This window comes from Methylosinus sp. RM1 (assembly GCF_011378635.1).
Taxonomy (GTDB): domain Bacteria; phylum Pseudomonadota; class Alphaproteobacteria; order Rhizobiales; family Beijerinckiaceae; genus Methylosinus; species Methylosinus sporium.
The window spans coordinates 16,103-32,046 of sequence record NZ_WOVC01000034.1; the positions used below are offsets into that span (position 1 = coordinate 16,103).

A 15,944-nucleotide genomic window follows, 5' to 3' on the forward strand; every position below is an offset into this window, starting at 1 on the left:
CGGCCCCCCAGGGCGTCACAACGTGCGGGAAGCGGGTCGGTTCCCTCGGCCCACGCCGAGCGCCGCCGCGCCAGAGCCCGCCCGAAGGGGCGGCGGAGCGCAAGATTGCAAGTGGAGGCGACGCTACCTATAGTCCGCGCCAATTCCGGCCGTGAGCGCACGAAAGAGCCGGAGACCGCAACGCCCAAGGGAAGCCCCAAATCATGCTGGAAGGCCTTCGCATCGCCTCGCAACATCGGATCGGCCGCATCGTCCTCGGGCTCGTCATGGGCTTCATCGCGCTGAGCTTCGCGGTGTGGGGCATAGGCGACGTGTTCCGCGGCTTCACCTCCACGCGGCTCGCCAAAGTGGGCGCGGGCGAAATTTCGGTCGACGCCTATCGCAGCGCCTATCAGAATGAGCTGCGCCGCCTGCAGCAGCGCGCTCGCCGCGCCATCACCAATGAGGAGGCGCGCCGCTTCGGGCTCGACCAGCAGGTGCTCCAGCGCATGATCACCGATCTGTCGCTCGACCAGAAGACGAAAGCGCTCGGCCTCGCCATTTCCGAAGACGAGACCTTGCGCCTCACCCGCGATGAAAATGTCTTCAAGGGCCCGACCGGCAAATTCGACTCCGACCGCTTCAAGCAGCTCATTCGCGACGCCGGCTATACGGAGCGCAGCTTCCTCGCCGAGCAGAAGGGCGGCTATCTGCGCAAGGAGCTGACCGATTCCATCGTCGCCGGCATGGAGCCGCCGCCTCTGGTGCTGGAGGCGCTGCATCGCTTCCGCAACGAGGTTCGCGAGATCGATTATTTCCTTCTCCCCGCCGCGGCCGCTGGCGAGATCGCCAAGCCCGGCGAGGAGGAGCTGAAGAAATATTTCGACGATCGCGAGCAGAGCTTTCGCGCCCGCGAATATCGCAAGCTCGCTCTGCTCGCCGTGACGCCGGCTTCGCTCGCCAAGCCGCAGGAGGTGAGCGAGGCGGAGGTTCGCAAGCTCTATGACGAGGTGAAGGCCAAGCGCTACGGCACGGCGGAGAAGCGCCATTTGCGCCAGCTTCTCTTCGCCTCGAAAGACGAAGCCGATAAGGCGCTCGAGCGGCTGAAGGGCGGCCTCTCCTTCGACGCGCTGGCGGGAGAGCGCAAGCTCTCGCAAAAGGACATAGACCTCGGCTTGCTCGAGGAGCGCGACCTCGGCGACCGGCAGATCGCCGCAAAGGTCTTCGCCTCGCGCGAGCCGGGCTTCGTCGGCCCGGTTCAGACGGCGTTCGGCTTCGCCATTCTCCAGGTCGAGAAGATCATCCCCAGCGTCTTCACGCGCAGCTTCGAGGAGGCCGCCGACGAGCTGCGCCGCGAGATCGCGCAGCAGCGCGCCGCTCCGTCCGTGCGCACGCTGCACGACTCGATCGAGGATCAGCGCACCGGCGGCAAGACGCTGGCCGAGGCCGCCAAATCGGCCGGCCTCGACGTCGCGACGATCGAGGCGGCGGATTCGACCGGACTCGATCCCGCCGGCAAGGAGATCGCCGGCCTCTTCGGCTCCGAGGATCTGCTGAAGGCGATTTTCGCCTCCGACGTCGGCGTCGACAATGACACTGTGCCGACACGCGACGGCGGCTATGTGTGGTTCGAGATCGCCAAAGTGGAGCCGGCGCGCCAGCGCAGCTTCGCCGAGGTGAAGGAGGCGGTCGAGACCGCTCTGCGCGGCGAGAAGCAGCAGAAGGCGCTGACCGAGCGCGCCGAGGCGCTGACCGCGGAGCTGCGCGCCGGCAAGGCGATCGAGGATGTCGCCAAGGGCGCCGGCGCCGAGACGCGGCATTTGAGCGATGTGAAGCGCGCGCCGCATCCCGAGCTGTCGACCGCGGCGATCGTCGCCATTTTCGACGCGCCGTCCAAGGGCGCCGGCTCCGCCGCGGTCGATGGCGGGCGCCTCGTCTTCCAGGTGAAGAGCGCGACGACGCCGGCCTATGATCCCGCCTCCATCGAGGCCAAGGCGGCGGCGGACCAGCTGCGGCCGGCCTTCACCAATGACATACTCGAGCAATATGTCGGCGCGCTCGAGAAGGTCTTCAACGTGTCGATCAACGAACATGCGTTGCAGGCGGCGACCGGCGGAGCGGATCAGAACCAGTGAGCGCATTGTCCGAACCTTCGTTCGACGAATTCGCCGCCGCCCATGAGGCGGGCCGCGCCGGCCTAGTGGCGACGCGGCTCGTCGCCGATCTGGAGACGCCGGTCGCGGCCTATCTGAAGCTGACGCGCGCGCGGACGGCCAATGTCTTCCTGCTCGAATCGGTCGAGGGCGGCGCCGCGCGCGGCCGCTACTCGATGATCGGGCTCGACCCCGACATCGTGTTCCGCATCCATGGCGAGAAGGCCGAGATCAATCGCCGCGCGCTGCGCGACGCGAATGCTTTCGAGCCCTGCGCGAAACCGCCGCTCGACGCCCTGCGCGAATTGCTCGCCGAATCCGCGATCGAGGAGGTCGCGCATCTGCCGCCGATGGCGGCCGGCGTGTTCGGCTATCTCGGCTATGACACTGTGCGGCTGATGGAACGCCTCGCCCCGGCCAAGGACGATAAGATCGGCGTGCCCGATGCGATCTTGCTGCGGCCGACCGTCATGGTCGTCTTCGACAATGTGCGCGACGAGATCATCGTGGTGACGCCCGCGCGCCCCGCGGCCGGCGTTTCCGCAAAGGCCGCCTATGAGGCGGCGCTCGCGCGGCTCGATTTGGTGGTCGCGACATTGGAAGCGCCGCTCGAGCAGCGCGAGGCGGAGGCCGATCCGCATCTTCTCGCCGAGGAGCCGGTCTCCAACACCGCGCCCGGGCGTTTCCTGGAAATGGTCGAGCGCGCCAAGGACTACATTCGCGCCGGCGATATTTTCCAGGTCGTGCTGTCGCAACGCTTCACCGCGCCTTTCGCCCTGCCCGCCTTCGCGCTCTATCGCGCGCTGCGCCGCGTCAATCCGGCGCCTTTTCTGTGCTTTCTCAATTTCGGCGACTTCCAGATCGTCTGCTCATCGCCGGAGATTCTGGTGCGCGTCGCCGAAGGAAAGGTGACGATCCGCCCCATCGCCGGCACGCGCTGGCGCAGCCCGGTGAAGGCGGAGGACGAGCGTCTCGCCGCCGATCTTCTCGCCGATGAGAAAGAGCGCGCCGAGCATTTGATGCTGCTCGATCTCGGACGCAATGACGTCGGCCGCGTCGCCTCGACGGGAAGCGTGCGCGTGACCGACAGCTTCACCATCGAGCGCTACAGCCATGTGATGCATATCGTCTCCAATGTCGAAGGCGCGCTCGATCCCGCGCGCGACTGCATAGACGCGCTCGCCGCCGGCTTTCCTGCGGGCACTGTCTCCGGCGCGCCCAAGGTGCGCGCCATGGAGATCATCGACGAACTCGAGACCGACAAGCGCGGCATTTATGGCGGCTGCATCGGCTATTTCGGCGCCGGCGGCCAGATGGACACTTGCATCGTGCTGCGCACGGCGATCGTCAAAGACGGCAAGATGCATGTGCAGGCGGGCGCCGGCGTCGTCTATGACAGCGACCCCGATTACGAGCATCGCGAGACGGTGAACAAGTCCAAGGCGCTGTTCCGCGCCGCCGAGGAGGCCGTGCGCTTCGCGACGCGCGCGCGGCGCGGACAGTAGAGCCGGAGCGAGAGAGGCGCGGCGTGACCGAGCATACGCTCTATGAGGAGGCGGACGACCCGCACCGGCCGATCCGTCTCGGCGACGCCGGCGCTGCGGGCGACGCGGCGCGCTGGGGCCATATGCTCACGCTGTTCATGCGCATAATGGCGCTGTTCTGGCTGCTGCAAGGCGTGATGCAATGGGTGATCGTGCTCGCCGCGAGCCGGCCCATATTCGACGAGGCGCCGACCAACGCCGCCATAGCAATCGTGTTCTTCGCCGTGCTCGATCTCGTCGCCGGCGTCGGGCTCTGGCTGGCGACGCCCTGGGGCGGCGTGCTGTGGCTGCTCATCGCCGGCGCGCAAATCTTCGTGACCTTGAGCGTGCCGGGGTTTTTCGCGGGCGGCTATTGGCTCATCGCCCTCGATCTCGCGCTCATCGGCCTCTATTTCTTCCTCACCTTCGAGGCCGGCCGCGATTATGAGGCGCAGCGCCTGCGCGAGAAGCGCCGCAGGCGGCGCGGCCCCGAGGCCGAGGCTGTCGAGGGCCGCCTCGGCCGTATGGGACGAAAGGCGCGCGCATTTTTCTCCCGGCTCGGGTAAGACGCGCGAAGCGGCGCGCGCAACACCCCTAACGCAATTCTAACAATTTGATTCACTGGCTATTTACCGCATCGAAGGTAGTGGAGGTAAACGACGGATTCAGACTGTTGTTTAAAGCGGTCTTCATTCGCGGCGGATAGGTTCTGGTCCATCGAGACACGGACCGGACTATCGAATATCCGGCGCAAAAGACGAGACGGAGCTTGTTCATGAATACGGCGTCGAAGACCGAGGCGGCGCAGGTCCGCGCGGAGAAGATCAACGAAATTCGCCCGATCTATCTCGAATCCCTCACACTGGTGGAGCGTCTGCACCGCCGCCTGCTCGATGTCATCAAGGACGAGTTCGATCGTCGCAATCGTGGCGACGTCAATTCGGTGCAGGCTCTGCTGCTCTACAATATCGGCGACAAGGAGCTCACCGCGAGCGAGCTGCGCACGCGCGGCTATTATCTCGGCTCCAACGTCTCCTACAATGTCAAGAAGCTCGTCGAGATGGGCTATCTGCACCATGCCCGCTCGCGCGTCGATCGCCGCTCCGTGCGCATCAGCCTCACGCCCAAGGGCAAGGAGGTTCACGACATCGTCGCCGCTCTCTATGAGAAGCACGCGACGACGGTGGAGCAGATCGGCGGCGTCTCGACCGCGGAGTTCCGCACCGTCAACACCGCTCTGACGCGCCTCGAGCGCTTCTGGACGGATCAGATTCGCTATCGCCTCTGACGTCTTCCTCCTCTCCTGATAGCTTTCTCCGCTCCACTCGGGCAATCTTCGCGTCACGCGTCGATCGCCCTTTTTCTTTTCCGAATGTCGGGGATTTTTGGCCGAATGTCGACGATTTCTGCTATGAGCTGGCGTCGCGGTCGTCACGTCGATAGAGGGGCCTCTTCCATGCGCTGGTCGCTCACGCTCGGCTCGTTCAAGGGCACGGCCGTCCGCATTCACATCACTTTTCTGCTGCTGCTCGCCTGGATCGGCTTTTCCGCCTATCGCAGCGGCGGCGCGCCGGCGGCGCGCGACAGCGTGATCTTCATCACGCTCATTTTCGCCTGCGTCGTGCTGCATGAGTTCGGGCATATTCTGATGGCGCGGCGCTTCGGCATTTTCTCGACCGAGGTCACGCTGCTGCCGATCGGCGGCGTCGCCAATCTCGACCATATGCCGGAAAAACCCTATCAGGAATTGCTCGTCGCGCTCGCCGGCCCCGCGGTGAATGTCGTCATCGCCGCTGCGCTGTTCATCGCGCTCGGCGCCTTCCAGCCGGAGACGCTGGCGCAGCTCGACGATCCGCATCTCAATGTGCTCGCGCGTCTCGCCGCCGCCAATCTGTTTCTGGCGCTGTTCAACATGATCCCGGCCTTCCCCATGGACGGCGGCCGCGTGCTGCGCGCCGCGCTCGCAATGTGGCTGCCGCGCGGCAAGGCGACGCGCATCGCCGCCTTCATCGGCCAGGGCTTCGCCTTCGCGCTGGGCTTTTTGGGCCTGTTCGGCAATCCCATCCTCGTCTTCATCGCCATATTCGTCTACATCGCCGCCAGCGGCGAGGCGCAAATGACCGTGGCGAGCGAGGCTGCCCGCGGCCTCTCCGTCGCCGACGCCATGGAAACCCGCATCGCCGCCATTGCCTGGGGCGCCGATCTCGGCGAGGCGGTCGAGACTCTGCTCGCCACCTCACAGGACCAGTTTCCGGTGGTCGCGGCAGACGGCCGCTTCATGGGGCTGCTCGACCGCTCGGACATAATCGAGGCGCTGAAGGCCGACGACCGCAGCGCGCCGATCGCCCCCCATGTGCAGCGCGACGCCCCCACCGTGAGCGCGGCCGCGCCGCTCGACGAGACGATCGAGAAATTCGCCGGCGCCTCGGCCATGGGCGTGCTGGACGCCGAGGGCGGGCTCGTCGGCCTGCTGACGCGCCAGAGCATCGGCGAGATCATGCTGATCGCCAATCTGCGGCCGGACTGGCGGCTCGGACGGCGCGGCTAGAGGCGCCGGCTTCCCGGCCGAGCGGCGCGAATGAATTGACTTGAGCGGCCGAAGAGCCGAAAAAATCGAGCCGCGGTGGGAGAGCAAGCCCACGCCGCCGAGAACCGGACCCAAGCGCGAATGACAAAAGTCACGCTCATCGACAATTACGACAGCTTCACCTTCAACCTCGTGCATTATTTCGGCTCGCTCGGGGCCGAGGTGACGGTCAAGCGAAACGATGCGGTCTCGGTCGCCGAAGTGCTCGCCGCCGGCCCGGAGGCGATCGTGCTCTCGCCCGGCCCCTGCACGCCCAAGGAGGCGGGCATCTGCCTCGATCTCATCGCGGCGGCCTGGGCGAAAATTCCGATTTTCGGCGTCTGCCTCGGCCATCAATCCATCGGCCTGTCCTTCGGCGGCGACGTGATCCGCGCGCCCCTGCCGGTGCACGGCAAGATGGCGACGATCCTGCATAAGGGCGAGACGATCTTCCGCGGCATAGAGGGGCCGTTCCAGGCGACGCGCTATCACTCGCTGATCGTCGCGCGCGAGACCTTGCCCTCCTGCCTGCGCGTCACCGCCGAGACGCCCGACGGGCTCATCATGGGCCTCTCGCATGAGAGCGCGCCCGTGCATGGCGTGCAATTCCATCCCGAGAGCATCACCTCGGAGCATGGGCACAAGATTTTGCGCAATTTCCTCGATCTCGCGCAGGAGTGGAACGCGACGCGCCGCCCCGCCAAAGTCGCATGATCCAATGCGAGCCGGAAGGCTCGCTCTCCTTCAACAGAGACATTCGGCCGTGACCGACCTCAAGCCCTATCTCGCATCCCTCGCGGCCGGCGCGACGCTCTCCCGCCAGGAGGCGCGCGCGGCGATCTCGACTGTGCTCGAAGGCGGCGCGACGCCGGCGCAGCTCGGCGCCTTTCTGATGGGCCTGCGCCAGCGCGGCGAGACGGTGGACGAAATCATCGGCGCGGCGGAAGCCATGCGCGCGGCGATGGCGCCGGTCGCGGGCGCTCGAGACGCCATCGACATTGTCGGGACGGGCGGTGATGGCGCCGGCACCTATAATGTCTCCACTCTGGCGGCGATCATCGTCGCCGGCTGCGGCGTGCGCGTCGCCAAGCATGGCGGAAGAGCCGCCTCCTCGCGCTCCGGCGCCAGCGACGTGCTGGCGGAACTCGGCGTCAAGGTCGGCGTCACGCCCGAGCACGCCGCATTTTGCCTTTCGGAAACAGGTATTTGCTTCATGGCGGCGGCGACGCATCACCCCGCCATGCGCCATGCCGCGCCGGTGCGCGGGGAACTCGGCCTTCGCACGATTTTCAACCTGCTCGGCCCGCTGTGCAATCCGGCGCGAGTGGAAAAGCAGCTGCTCGGCGTCTCCTCGCGCGCGCTGCTCGAGCCGCTGGCGCGCGTCTTGGCGGAGCTCGGCTCCAAGCGCGTCTGGCTCGTCCATGGCGAGGACGGGCTCGACGAATTGACGACGACCGCGCCCTCTCACGTCGTCGCGCTCGAGGACGGCGCCGTCCGAAGCTTCACGGTGACGCCGGAGGAAGCGGGCCTCACGCGCGCCGAGCCGCAGGCGCTCGTCGGCGGCGATCCCGCCCATAACGCAAGCGCGCTGCGGGCCGTGCTGGCGGGAGCGCGCGACGCCTATCGCGATATCGCCGTGCTCAACGCCGCGGCGGCGCTGGTCGTGGCCGGAGCGGCCGCCGATCTTCACGAAGGCGCAAATCTCGCCGCGCGGGCGCTGGACAGCGGCGCCGCGCAGGCGAAGCTCGAGGCGCTTATCCGCGTCTCCAATGCGTGACGACGCCGCGCCGCCGGAAAAGACTGCGGCGCGCCGCCGCGCTGGCGGGAAATGCTTCGTGTCCTTCGTGTCTTCGTGGTAGAAAACCTCTCGAAGACGCGAAGGACCGTGAGCGGCATGACCGACATTCTGAGCAAGATCGAAGCCTATAAGCGGACCGAGATCAACGACGCCAAAGTGCGTATGCCGCTGGCGACGCTCGAGCGCAATGTGCGCGACCACGATCCCCCGCGCGGCTTCGTCCATGCGATCGAGGCCAAGCTCGCCGAGGGCCGCATCGCACTGATCGCGGAAATCAAGAAGGCGAGCCCCTCCAAAGGCGTGCTGCGCCATGATTTCGACCCGCCGGCGCTGGCGCGCGCCTATGAAGCCGGCGGCGCCGCCTGCCTCTCGGTGCTGACCGACGGCCCCTCCTTCCAGGGCAAGCTCGAGGATCTCGAGGCCGCGCGCAAGGCCGCTCACCTGCCGGCGATTCGCAAGGACTTCCTCTACGATCCCTATCAAGTGTTCGAGGCGCGCGCCCACGGCGCCGATTGCATTTTGATCATCATGGCCGCCGTCTCCGACGAGGAGGCCGAGCGCCTCAACACCACGGCGCATGATCTGCGCATGGACGTTCTCGTCGAAGTGCATAATGAGGAAGAGCTCGACCGCGCGCTGGCGCTGGAGACGCGGCTCATCGGCGTGAACAATCGCAATCTGCATACATTCGACGTCACGGTGGAGACGACCGAGCGGCTCGCCGAGCGCATTCCCAAGGATAGGATCATCGTCGCCGAGAGCGGCATAACGAGCCATGAGGATTGCCTGCGGCTCGAGAAGGCCGGCGTCTTCACATTCCTCGTCGGCGAGAGCCTCGTTCGCAAGGACGATGTGACGACGGCGACACGCGAGCTGCTGCATGGCTCGGTCAAGGGCGATCACAGGCGGGTGCGCACGTAGAATGGGCTTGCTGACGCATCTTTCCAACAAGGGCGAGGCGCATATCGTCGACGTCTCCGACAAGGCGGAGACGAAACGCGTCGCCATCGCCCGCGGACAGATCGTGATGGACGCCGCGACGCTCGCTCTCGCGGTCGAGGGACAGGCGAAGAAGGGCGATGTGTTCGGCGTCGCCCGCGTCGCCGGCATAATGGCGGCCAAGAAGACGCATGAGCTGATCCCGCTCTGTCACCCTCTGCCCGTCACCAAGATCGCGGTCGATCTCGAGCCGGACGCCAATCTCCCCGGCGTGCGCGCGACGGCGGAAGTCTCGGTCACGGGCAAGACCGGCGTGGAAATGGAGGCGCTGACCGCGGTCGGCGTCGCTCTGTTGACGATCTACGACATGCTGAAGGCCGTCGATCGCGGGATGCGCATCGAGGGCGTCGAGCTGGTCGAGAAGCGCGGCGGACGCTCCGGCGAATGGCGTCGCGACGAAATGGACAAAAATGGCTGACGACAAATTGCTGTCCGTGGACGAAGCGCTCGCCCGCGTGCTCGCCGGCGCGACGCGTCTCTCCGGCGACGAGGAGGTTCCGCTCTTCAAAGCGCTCGGCCGCACTCTTGCGCAGGATCTCGTCTCGCGCCGCACGCAGCCGCCGGTCGCGGTCTCCGCCATGGACGGCTATGCGCTGCGCGCCGCCGAGCTCGCGGCGCCCGGCGCGCGGCTGACGCTCGTCGGCGAGAGCGCCGCTGGCCATGGCTATCACTCGGCGCTCGGCGCCGGCGAGACTGTGCGCATCTTCACCGGCGCGCCCGTGCCGGACGGCGCGGACACGATCCTCCTGCAGGAGGACGCCACGATCGACGCCGCTGGCGTCGGCGCCGCCTCCCCTCCCCCGCCCGGCCGGCATATTCGCGCGCGCGGGCTCGATTTCCGAGAGGGCGATCCCGCCCTCTTCGCCGGAACGCGCATTGGCCCCAGCGAGCTGGCGCTCGCCGCCGCCATCAATCATCCGCTGCTTCCCGTCGCGCGGCGCCCGCGCGTGGCGCTGATCGCCTCGGGCGACGAGCTGGTTCCGCCCGGCGCCGAGCCCGGCCCGGCGCAAATCATCGCCTGCAATTCCTATGCGGTGGCGGCCATCACCGAAGCCGCCGGCGCCGAGGCGATCGATCTCGGCATTTTCCGCGACGACATCGCCGAGCTGGAAAAAGGCCTCGAGCAGGCGCGCGCGGCCAAGGCCGATATTGTGGTGACGCTGGGCGGCGCCTCGGTCGGCGATCACGATCTCTTGCGCCCGGCCCTCGCCCGCCAGGGCATGGCGCTCGACTTTTGGCGCATCGCCATGCGGCCGGGCAAGCCGCTGATCCATGGAACGCTGGGCGAGGCGCGCATTCTGGGCCTGCCGGGCAATCCGGTGGCGGCTTTCGTCTGCGCGCTGGTCTTCCTCGGCCCGCTCATTCGCGCCTTGCAGGGCGATCCGCGCGCCGGCGCGGACGAGACCGAGGCCGCTGTCGCCGGCGCGCCGCTGAAGCCCAATAAGGGCCGCCGCGACTATATGCGCGCGACGCTCTCGCGCGACGCTTCCGGCCGGCTGGTCGCCACGCCGCAAGCCTTGCAGGATTCCTCGCTGCTGACCGAGCTGGCGCGCTCGCAGGCGCTGCTCATCCGCGAGGCGGGAGACGGCGCTGTGGCGGCGGGAGGCGCGTGCCGGATTTTGAGGTTGCCGGGGGCGTTCGTCTCTCGAGACGCTCGGACCTAAAATCCCCCTCATGCTGAGGAGGCGCCGCAGGCGCCGTCTCGAAGCGCGAGGGGCTCGAGAAGGCGGAACCGAATGGCTCCGCGTGCTTCGAGACGCCCGCTTCGCGGGCTCCTCAGCATGAGCGAGAGTCGGCGGCCTAAAACCGACGTTCGACCTCGAGCGCCAAAAGCTCTCGTTCATTCTGCGGCTTTCAATTCCGAAAGCCGCCGGCCTCCACGATTCATCGACGTCTCAGGTCTCGGCTATTCTGGCGAGATAACGAATGTGCGCCAACAGAGCTCCTTCTGCGCTAGACGATCCGCCGATAAGACGGTCGACCCGTTCTGTTCTGAAGCGGGGAACCGGACTTTGCGTTTCACGCGCGCTAACACGCACCTCGCTTCGCGAGTTCAGGCTCGCTACGACCAATCTCGCAACTCGTTCCCAAGCAATGACGTCTCGGTCGACACAGATGTAGGTCGCGTGGGGGCTTTCCGCCGTGGCTAGGACGCGGATGACCTTTGCTACCGCGCGCACGTCAGAGAATTGCCGCCCATCGTCGCGTGCGGCTTCGAGGGGACGACCTTCCTTTGCAGCGACCACCATTGCTGCAATGCGATCGTCGCTGCGAAAGGAAGCCTCGGCAAACGCTGGCGGACCAACCACTGGGCCTGGACGAACCACGACGCCTGTCATTCGACGGCCCGCGCACGCCGCGCGAAGAAACAGCTCTCCTGCGGCCTTCGTCGCACCGTAGAGATCGGTCGCGCTGAGGCCATCATCCTCGCTCATTTCTCCAGAGAACGGCCTGTGTACAGCGACCGATGACAAATATATGCAACGCGTGAGACCAGCATCGCCAGCGGCTTCGAAAAGCTTCGCGGCGACGGACGTATCTCGCAACTTCAGTTCGTCGCCAGGATCGCCCCAAATGAGGGCGCCATGAACACAGACATCATGGCCCGGCATGACCTCCGCAATGCGCGCTGCATCTTCGAGGTCGATCTCGCAAATTGTCAGCCGGGGATGTCGCGCGAAGGGACCTAGCTTCCCTGACGATCGTACAACAGCGGTCACTTGATGCCGAGCCTCGAGAAGCTCGCGCAAAGTGTGGAGGCCAATGTAGCCCCCTGCGCCGGTCAGGACTATTCTCATGAGATCAGACGCTACTCGCTGAGTGCGTGCCTATAGGAAATGCAGAGATCGAGAGCAAGCGACGCAAACCGGCATCGACCATCAGCACTTCCACCACGCTGATCGCGGCGGGCGCCTATCTCATCTGGGCATGCGCGCGCAGCCCGCATCACGCCGCCCAATCCGTCACCATCAGCCCCGGCACACGCGTAAATTCCCGACCATTCGCCGTCACCAATATCGCGCCGCGGCGGCGCGCTTGCGCTGCGATGAGATAATCGTAATGGGCGATCGGCTGTCCCCGCTTTTCCAGCTCGGCGCGAATGTCTCCGGCATGGCGCGCGTCCTCCTCCTCGAATGGCAAGACAGCGATCCCCGGCGAGAGAAACTCCGCCAGCAAGGCCTCCATCAGCGCCTTCCGATCGCTGCGCGCGTAGCCGCAGCGCAGCTCGTACAAGACGATGGCGGGCAGGCCGATCTCGACGCTCTGCGTCAGCGCCTCGCCCATGCGACGCGCGACATCGGCATTTCGGCGGTTGATCACCGCAATGACGACATTGGTGTCGAGGCAGATCATTCGTCGATGAATTTGCGCGGATCGGGAGCGCTCGGCGGATCCTCCGGCGGGCCGTCGGGCAGAAAGTCCCGCGCGCCCAGAGCGTCGAGCCGCGCGAACCACGCCTCGACATCGAAAGGCCCCTCGTGAAGCGGCTCCAAAATCACCTTGTCGCCGATCTTGGTGACCTTGACCTCCTTGCCCTCGAAACGGCAGTCCTTGGGCAGGCGCACGGCCTGGCTGCGGCCATGCATGAACAGCTTGGCTGTGGCGCTCATCGCTCGGGCTCCGCATGGTATCTACTAGATGATAGATACCATAAGCCCGCCGCTGCGGTCAATTCGCGCGCCCCGCAGCGCAGCCGCTCGGTTTTTCTTCGCTTTTCACCCGACTTTCGCGGTAAAAACAATATTCTCGAATCGAGCCGTCGTCCCGCCCTGCCCGAGGAGCCCAAACCCGCATGACAGACACCGAAGACGGAGCCGCCACGCCGCCCGAATATGGCGCGGATTCCATCAAGGTCCTGCGCGGCCTCGACGCCGTCCGCAAGCGCCCGGGCATGTATATCGGCGACACCGATGACGGCACCGGCCTGCATCACATGGTCTATGAGGTCGTCGACAACGCCATCGACGAAGCGCTCGCCGGCCATGCGACTCTCGTCACCGTGACGCTGAACGCCGACGGCTCCTGCACCGTCACCGACAATGGCCGCGGCGTTCCGACCGGCATTCACAAGGAGGAAGGCGTCTCCGCGGCCGAGGTCATCATGACCCAGCTGCACGCCGGCGGCAAATTCGACCAGAACTCCTATAAGGTCTCGGGCGGCCTGCACGGCGTCGGCGTCTCGGTCGTCAACGCCCTCTCCGTTTGGTTGAAGCTGCGCATCTGGCAGGAAGGGCGCGAGCATTTCATGGAATTCGCCAATGGCGATTCCGTCGCGCCGCTCGCTGTCGTCGGCAAAGCGCCGATCGAGGACGGCAAGCCCAAGCGCGGAACGGAAGTGACCTTCCTGCCGTCGCTCGAGACATTCAAGACGGTCGTCGAGTTCGATTATGCGACCATAGAGCATCGCCTGCGCGAGCTCGCCTTTCTGAACTCGGGCGTGCGCATCGTGCTCACCGACGCGCGCCATGCGGAGCAAAAGCGCGAGGAGCTCTATTACGAAGGCGGGCTCGAGGCTTTCGTGCGCTATCTCGATCGCGCCAAATCGGCGCTGATCGGCGCGCCGATCCTCATCCACGGCCAGCGCGAGCACATCAATGTCGAAGTCGCGCTGTGGTGGAACGATTCCTATCACGAGAATATTCTGGCCTTCACCAACAACATCCCGCAGCGCGACGGCGGCACGCATCTCGCGGGCTTTCGCGCCGCGCTGACGCGGCAGATCACCGGCTATTCCGAGCGCTCCGGCCTCACCAAGCGCGAGAAGGTCGATCTGACCGGCGACGACTGCCGCGAGGGATTGACCTGCGTCGTCTCGGTGAAGGTGCCGGACCCGAAATTCTCCTCGCAGACGAAGGACAAGCTGGTCTCGTCCGAAGTGCGTCCGGCGGTCGAGAATGTCGTCAACGAGCTGCTCGACCAATGGCTCGAGGAGCATCCGCAAGAGGCGAAAAGCGTCGTCTCCAAAGTCTGCGAGGCGGCCGCCGCGCGCGAGGCGGCGCGCAAGGCCCGCGAGCTGACGCGGCGCAAAGGCGCGCTCGACGTCGCCAATCTTCCCGGCAAGCTCGCCGATTGTCAGGAGCGCGATCCGGCGAAGGCCGAGCTCTTCATCGTCGAGGGCGACTCCGCCGGCGGCACGGCCAAGCAGGGCCGCAATCGCGAATTCCAGGCCGTGCTGCCATTGCGCGGCAAGATTTTGAACGTGGAGCGCGCGCGCTTCGACAAAATGCTGTCGTCCGAGCAGATCGGCACGCTGATAACGGCGCTCGGCACCGGCATAGGCCGCGACGAGTTCAACGCCGACAAGCTGCGCTATCACAAGATCATCATCATGACCGACGCCGACGTCGACGGCGCCCATATTCGCACGCTGATCCTCACCTTCTTCTATCGGCAGATGCCGGAGCTGATCGATCGCGGCCATGTGTTCATCGCGCAGGCGCCGCTCTATAAGGTGACCAAGGGCAAATCGACGCAATATTTGAAGGACGAGCGCGCGCTCGAGGATTATCTCATCGACTCGCTGCTCGACGGCGCCGCGCTCCGCTGCGGCAATGGCGAGACGCGCGCCGGCGAGGATCTGCGCGCGGCGCTGGAGGACGCGCGCTCCTTCCGCACCATTATGAACGGGCTGCATTCGCGCTATGACCGCAATGTCGTCGAGCAGACGTCGATGGCCGGCGCGCTGCAATCGCCGCCCGACGAAGCCAAGGCGGCCGAAGTCGCGGAGCGTCTCAACGCCATAGCGGAAGAGACCGAGCGCGGCTGGACCGGCGAATTGCGCGACGACGGCTATGTCTTCCGCCGCACTTTGCGCGGCGTGGCGCAGGCGGTGACGCTGGACGCCGCTCTGCTCGCCTCGAGCGAAGCGCGCAAGCTGCAGGAGCGCGCGGAGAGCCTGCGCGAGATTTTCGCCGGCCCGGCGGCGCTGGCGCGACGCGGCGACGAGACCGCGCTCTCCGGCCCGATCGCGCTCTATGACGCGATGGCGGCGCAGGGCCGAAAAGGCCTCACCATTCAGCGCTACAAAGGCCTCGGCGAGATGAACGCCGAGCAATTGTGGGAGACGACGCTCGACCGCGAGGTGCGCTCTTTGCTGCAGGTGAAGGTGAAGGAGGCGGTGGAGGCAGAGGATATTTTCGTGAAGCTGATGGGCGACATCGTCGAGCCGCGCCGCGAATTCATCCAGGAGAATGCGCTGAACGTCGCCAATTTGGACGTGTGATGGCCTGTGCAAGTACCCATAAGCTGCCAATTGCACCCATAAACCGAGTCAAAACCCGCCGGGAGGGCCGGATCCCGGCGGAAGCGTCTTTTACTTACGTATATTATAATATTTCTTTCAGCAGGAGACAGGGCGCCAGGCACGGAAGTCATCCGAAGGATTTTTCTTGGAGATGCTTATCAAGCCTGATTGGCAATGCTTTATGATTTCATGGGCGAATGGATGGCCTGAATTCCCGGTTTTCGATGAAGGCGTCCGCGTTCAGCGATAGCGCGGGTCCTTGCAGTTGTTCCCCTCGGCGAACTCGGGCGGAACGCGTTCCTTGCCCCATATCCGATTGCCCGCGCGGCGCGGATGCTCGCGGAAATGCCTGTTCCGCTCCTCGAAATAGCGGTCTATCGCGGCCTTGGCCTCGTCGACGCTGCCGTAGTCGCTGTTGTGGATGATGGCGCGCGCCATCCCGCTGAAGATCGATTCGATGACGTTGAGGAACTGGGTGGTGATTCCGACGGAAGGCGCCCCCCTAAAACGAGATGAAGGCGCCCCCCATAACGGAATGATGGCGCCCCCCGATTACGAGATGATCGCGCCGCCCTGTAACGGAATGATCCCGCCCGGGTGATTTCGTGCAGTGACGGGCTCCGTCGTTGGCCTGATCAGATCGCTCCTTTGGCAATCCAAGGGGAGCGGTCCATGCCAGCGG

15 protein-coding genes are annotated in these 15,944 nt (G+C 65.7%); 11 read left to right on the plus strand and 4 right to left on the minus strand.

From position 1 onward, the window contains the following. The first annotated feature begins 203 nt into the window (after nucleotides 1–203). From FMZ75_RS17500 to glp, 10 genes are all read left to right on the plus strand, one after another. On the plus strand, nucleotides 204–2,114 hold the full coding sequence (locus FMZ75_RS17500; protein ID WP_166144682.1) for a SurA N-terminal domain-containing protein: 1,911 nt from the start codon (nucleotides 204–206) through the stop codon (nucleotides 2,112–2,114). Nucleotides 2,115–2,119: 5 nt separating this feature from the next. Beyond that, on the plus strand, nucleotides 2,120–3,637 hold the full coding sequence (trpE, locus tag FMZ75_RS17505; RefSeq protein ID WP_207783495.1) for an anthranilate synthase component I: 1,518 nt from the start codon (nucleotides 2,120–2,122) through the stop codon (nucleotides 3,635–3,637). A 23-nt stretch (nucleotides 3,638–3,660) separates the two neighbouring features. Continuing rightward, nucleotides 3,661–4,221 (plus strand): DUF6163 family protein, encoded by a 561-nt coding sequence (locus FMZ75_RS17510; protein ID WP_166144688.1) that lies wholly within the window; start codon nucleotides 3,661–3,663, stop codon nucleotides 4,219–4,221. 209 nt (nucleotides 4,222–4,430) lie between these two features. Beyond that, the gene (gene ldtR, locus FMZ75_RS17515; protein WP_108917380.1) at nucleotides 4,431–4,943 is read left to right on the plus strand and encodes a transcriptional regulator LdtR; all 513 of its coding nucleotides are present in this window, start codon (nucleotides 4,431–4,433) and stop codon (nucleotides 4,941–4,943) included. Nucleotides 4,944–5,111: 168 nt separating this feature from the next. Further along, a complete protein-coding gene (locus tag FMZ75_RS17520) occupies nucleotides 5,112–6,203 on the plus strand; it encodes a site-2 protease family protein (RefSeq protein ID WP_166144709.1) in 1,092 nt (363 codons plus the stop codon). Nucleotides 6,204–6,323: 120 nt separating this feature from the next. Then, on the plus strand, nucleotides 6,324–6,935 hold the full coding sequence (locus FMZ75_RS17525; protein WP_024880414.1) for an aminodeoxychorismate/anthranilate synthase component II: 612 nt from the start codon (nucleotides 6,324–6,326) through the stop codon (nucleotides 6,933–6,935). A 49-nt stretch (nucleotides 6,936–6,984) separates the two neighbouring features. Continuing rightward, nucleotides 6,985–7,998: an anthranilate phosphoribosyltransferase gene (gene trpD / locus FMZ75_RS17530; RefSeq protein WP_166144691.1), complete on the plus strand. Its 1,014-nt coding sequence runs from the start codon at nucleotides 6,985–6,987 to the stop codon at nucleotides 7,996–7,998. A gap of 117 nt (nucleotides 7,999–8,115) precedes the next feature. Next, on the plus strand, nucleotides 8,116–8,940 hold the full coding sequence (gene trpC / locus FMZ75_RS17535; protein ID WP_166144694.1) for an indole-3-glycerol phosphate synthase TrpC: 825 nt from the start codon (nucleotides 8,116–8,118) through the stop codon (nucleotides 8,938–8,940). A gap of 1 nt (nucleotide 8,941) precedes the next feature. Next, nucleotides 8,942–9,436, plus strand: coding sequence for a cyclic pyranopterin monophosphate synthase MoaC (gene moaC / locus FMZ75_RS17540; protein ID WP_108917376.1), 495 nt, complete (start codon nucleotides 8,942–8,944; stop codon nucleotides 9,434–9,436). After that, a complete protein-coding gene (glp, locus tag FMZ75_RS17545) occupies nucleotides 9,429–10,682 on the plus strand; it encodes a gephyrin-like molybdotransferase Glp (protein WP_166144697.1) in 1,254 nt (417 codons plus the stop codon). The genes moaC and glp overlap by 8 nt, the downstream gene beginning before the upstream one ends. A 231-nt stretch (nucleotides 10,683–10,913) precedes the next feature. Here the strand turns inward: glp and FMZ75_RS17550 are convergent, their stop codons facing one another. The 3 genes from FMZ75_RS17550 to FMZ75_RS17560 form a co-directional block, all read right to left on the minus strand. After that, complete coding sequence (locus tag FMZ75_RS17550; protein WP_166144700.1) at nucleotides 10,914–11,816, minus strand: NAD(P)-dependent oxidoreductase; 903 nt, start codon at nucleotides 11,814–11,816, stop codon at nucleotides 10,914–10,916. A 148-nt stretch (nucleotides 11,817–11,964) separates the two neighbouring features. Continuing rightward, nucleotides 11,965–12,372, minus strand: a complete 408-nt coding sequence (locus tag FMZ75_RS17555; RefSeq protein WP_166144703.1) for a type II toxin-antitoxin system VapC family toxin — start codon at nucleotides 12,370–12,372, stop codon at nucleotides 11,965–11,967. Then, the gene (locus FMZ75_RS17560) at nucleotides 12,369–12,629 is read right to left on the minus strand and encodes an antitoxin (protein WP_161914286.1); all 261 of its coding nucleotides are present in this window, start codon (nucleotides 12,627–12,629) and stop codon (nucleotides 12,369–12,371) included. Before FMZ75_RS17560 ends, FMZ75_RS17555 begins: the two co-directional genes overlap by 4 nt. A gap of 182 nt (nucleotides 12,630–12,811) precedes the next feature. Between FMZ75_RS17560 and gyrB the strand changes: the two genes are divergently transcribed. Continuing rightward, nucleotides 12,812–15,241: a DNA topoisomerase (ATP-hydrolyzing) subunit B gene (gene gyrB / locus FMZ75_RS17565; RefSeq protein WP_166144706.1), complete on the plus strand. Its 2,430-nt coding sequence runs from the start codon at nucleotides 12,812–12,814 to the stop codon at nucleotides 15,239–15,241. A gap of 261 nt (nucleotides 15,242–15,502) precedes the next feature. Here gyrB and FMZ75_RS17570 read toward each other — a convergent pair whose 3' ends face one another. After that, nucleotides 15,503–15,700 (minus strand): hypothetical protein, encoded by a 198-nt coding sequence (locus tag FMZ75_RS17570; protein ID WP_246729048.1) that lies wholly within the window; start codon nucleotides 15,698–15,700, stop codon nucleotides 15,503–15,505. Between the last annotated feature and the right edge of the window lie 244 nt (nucleotides 15,701–15,944).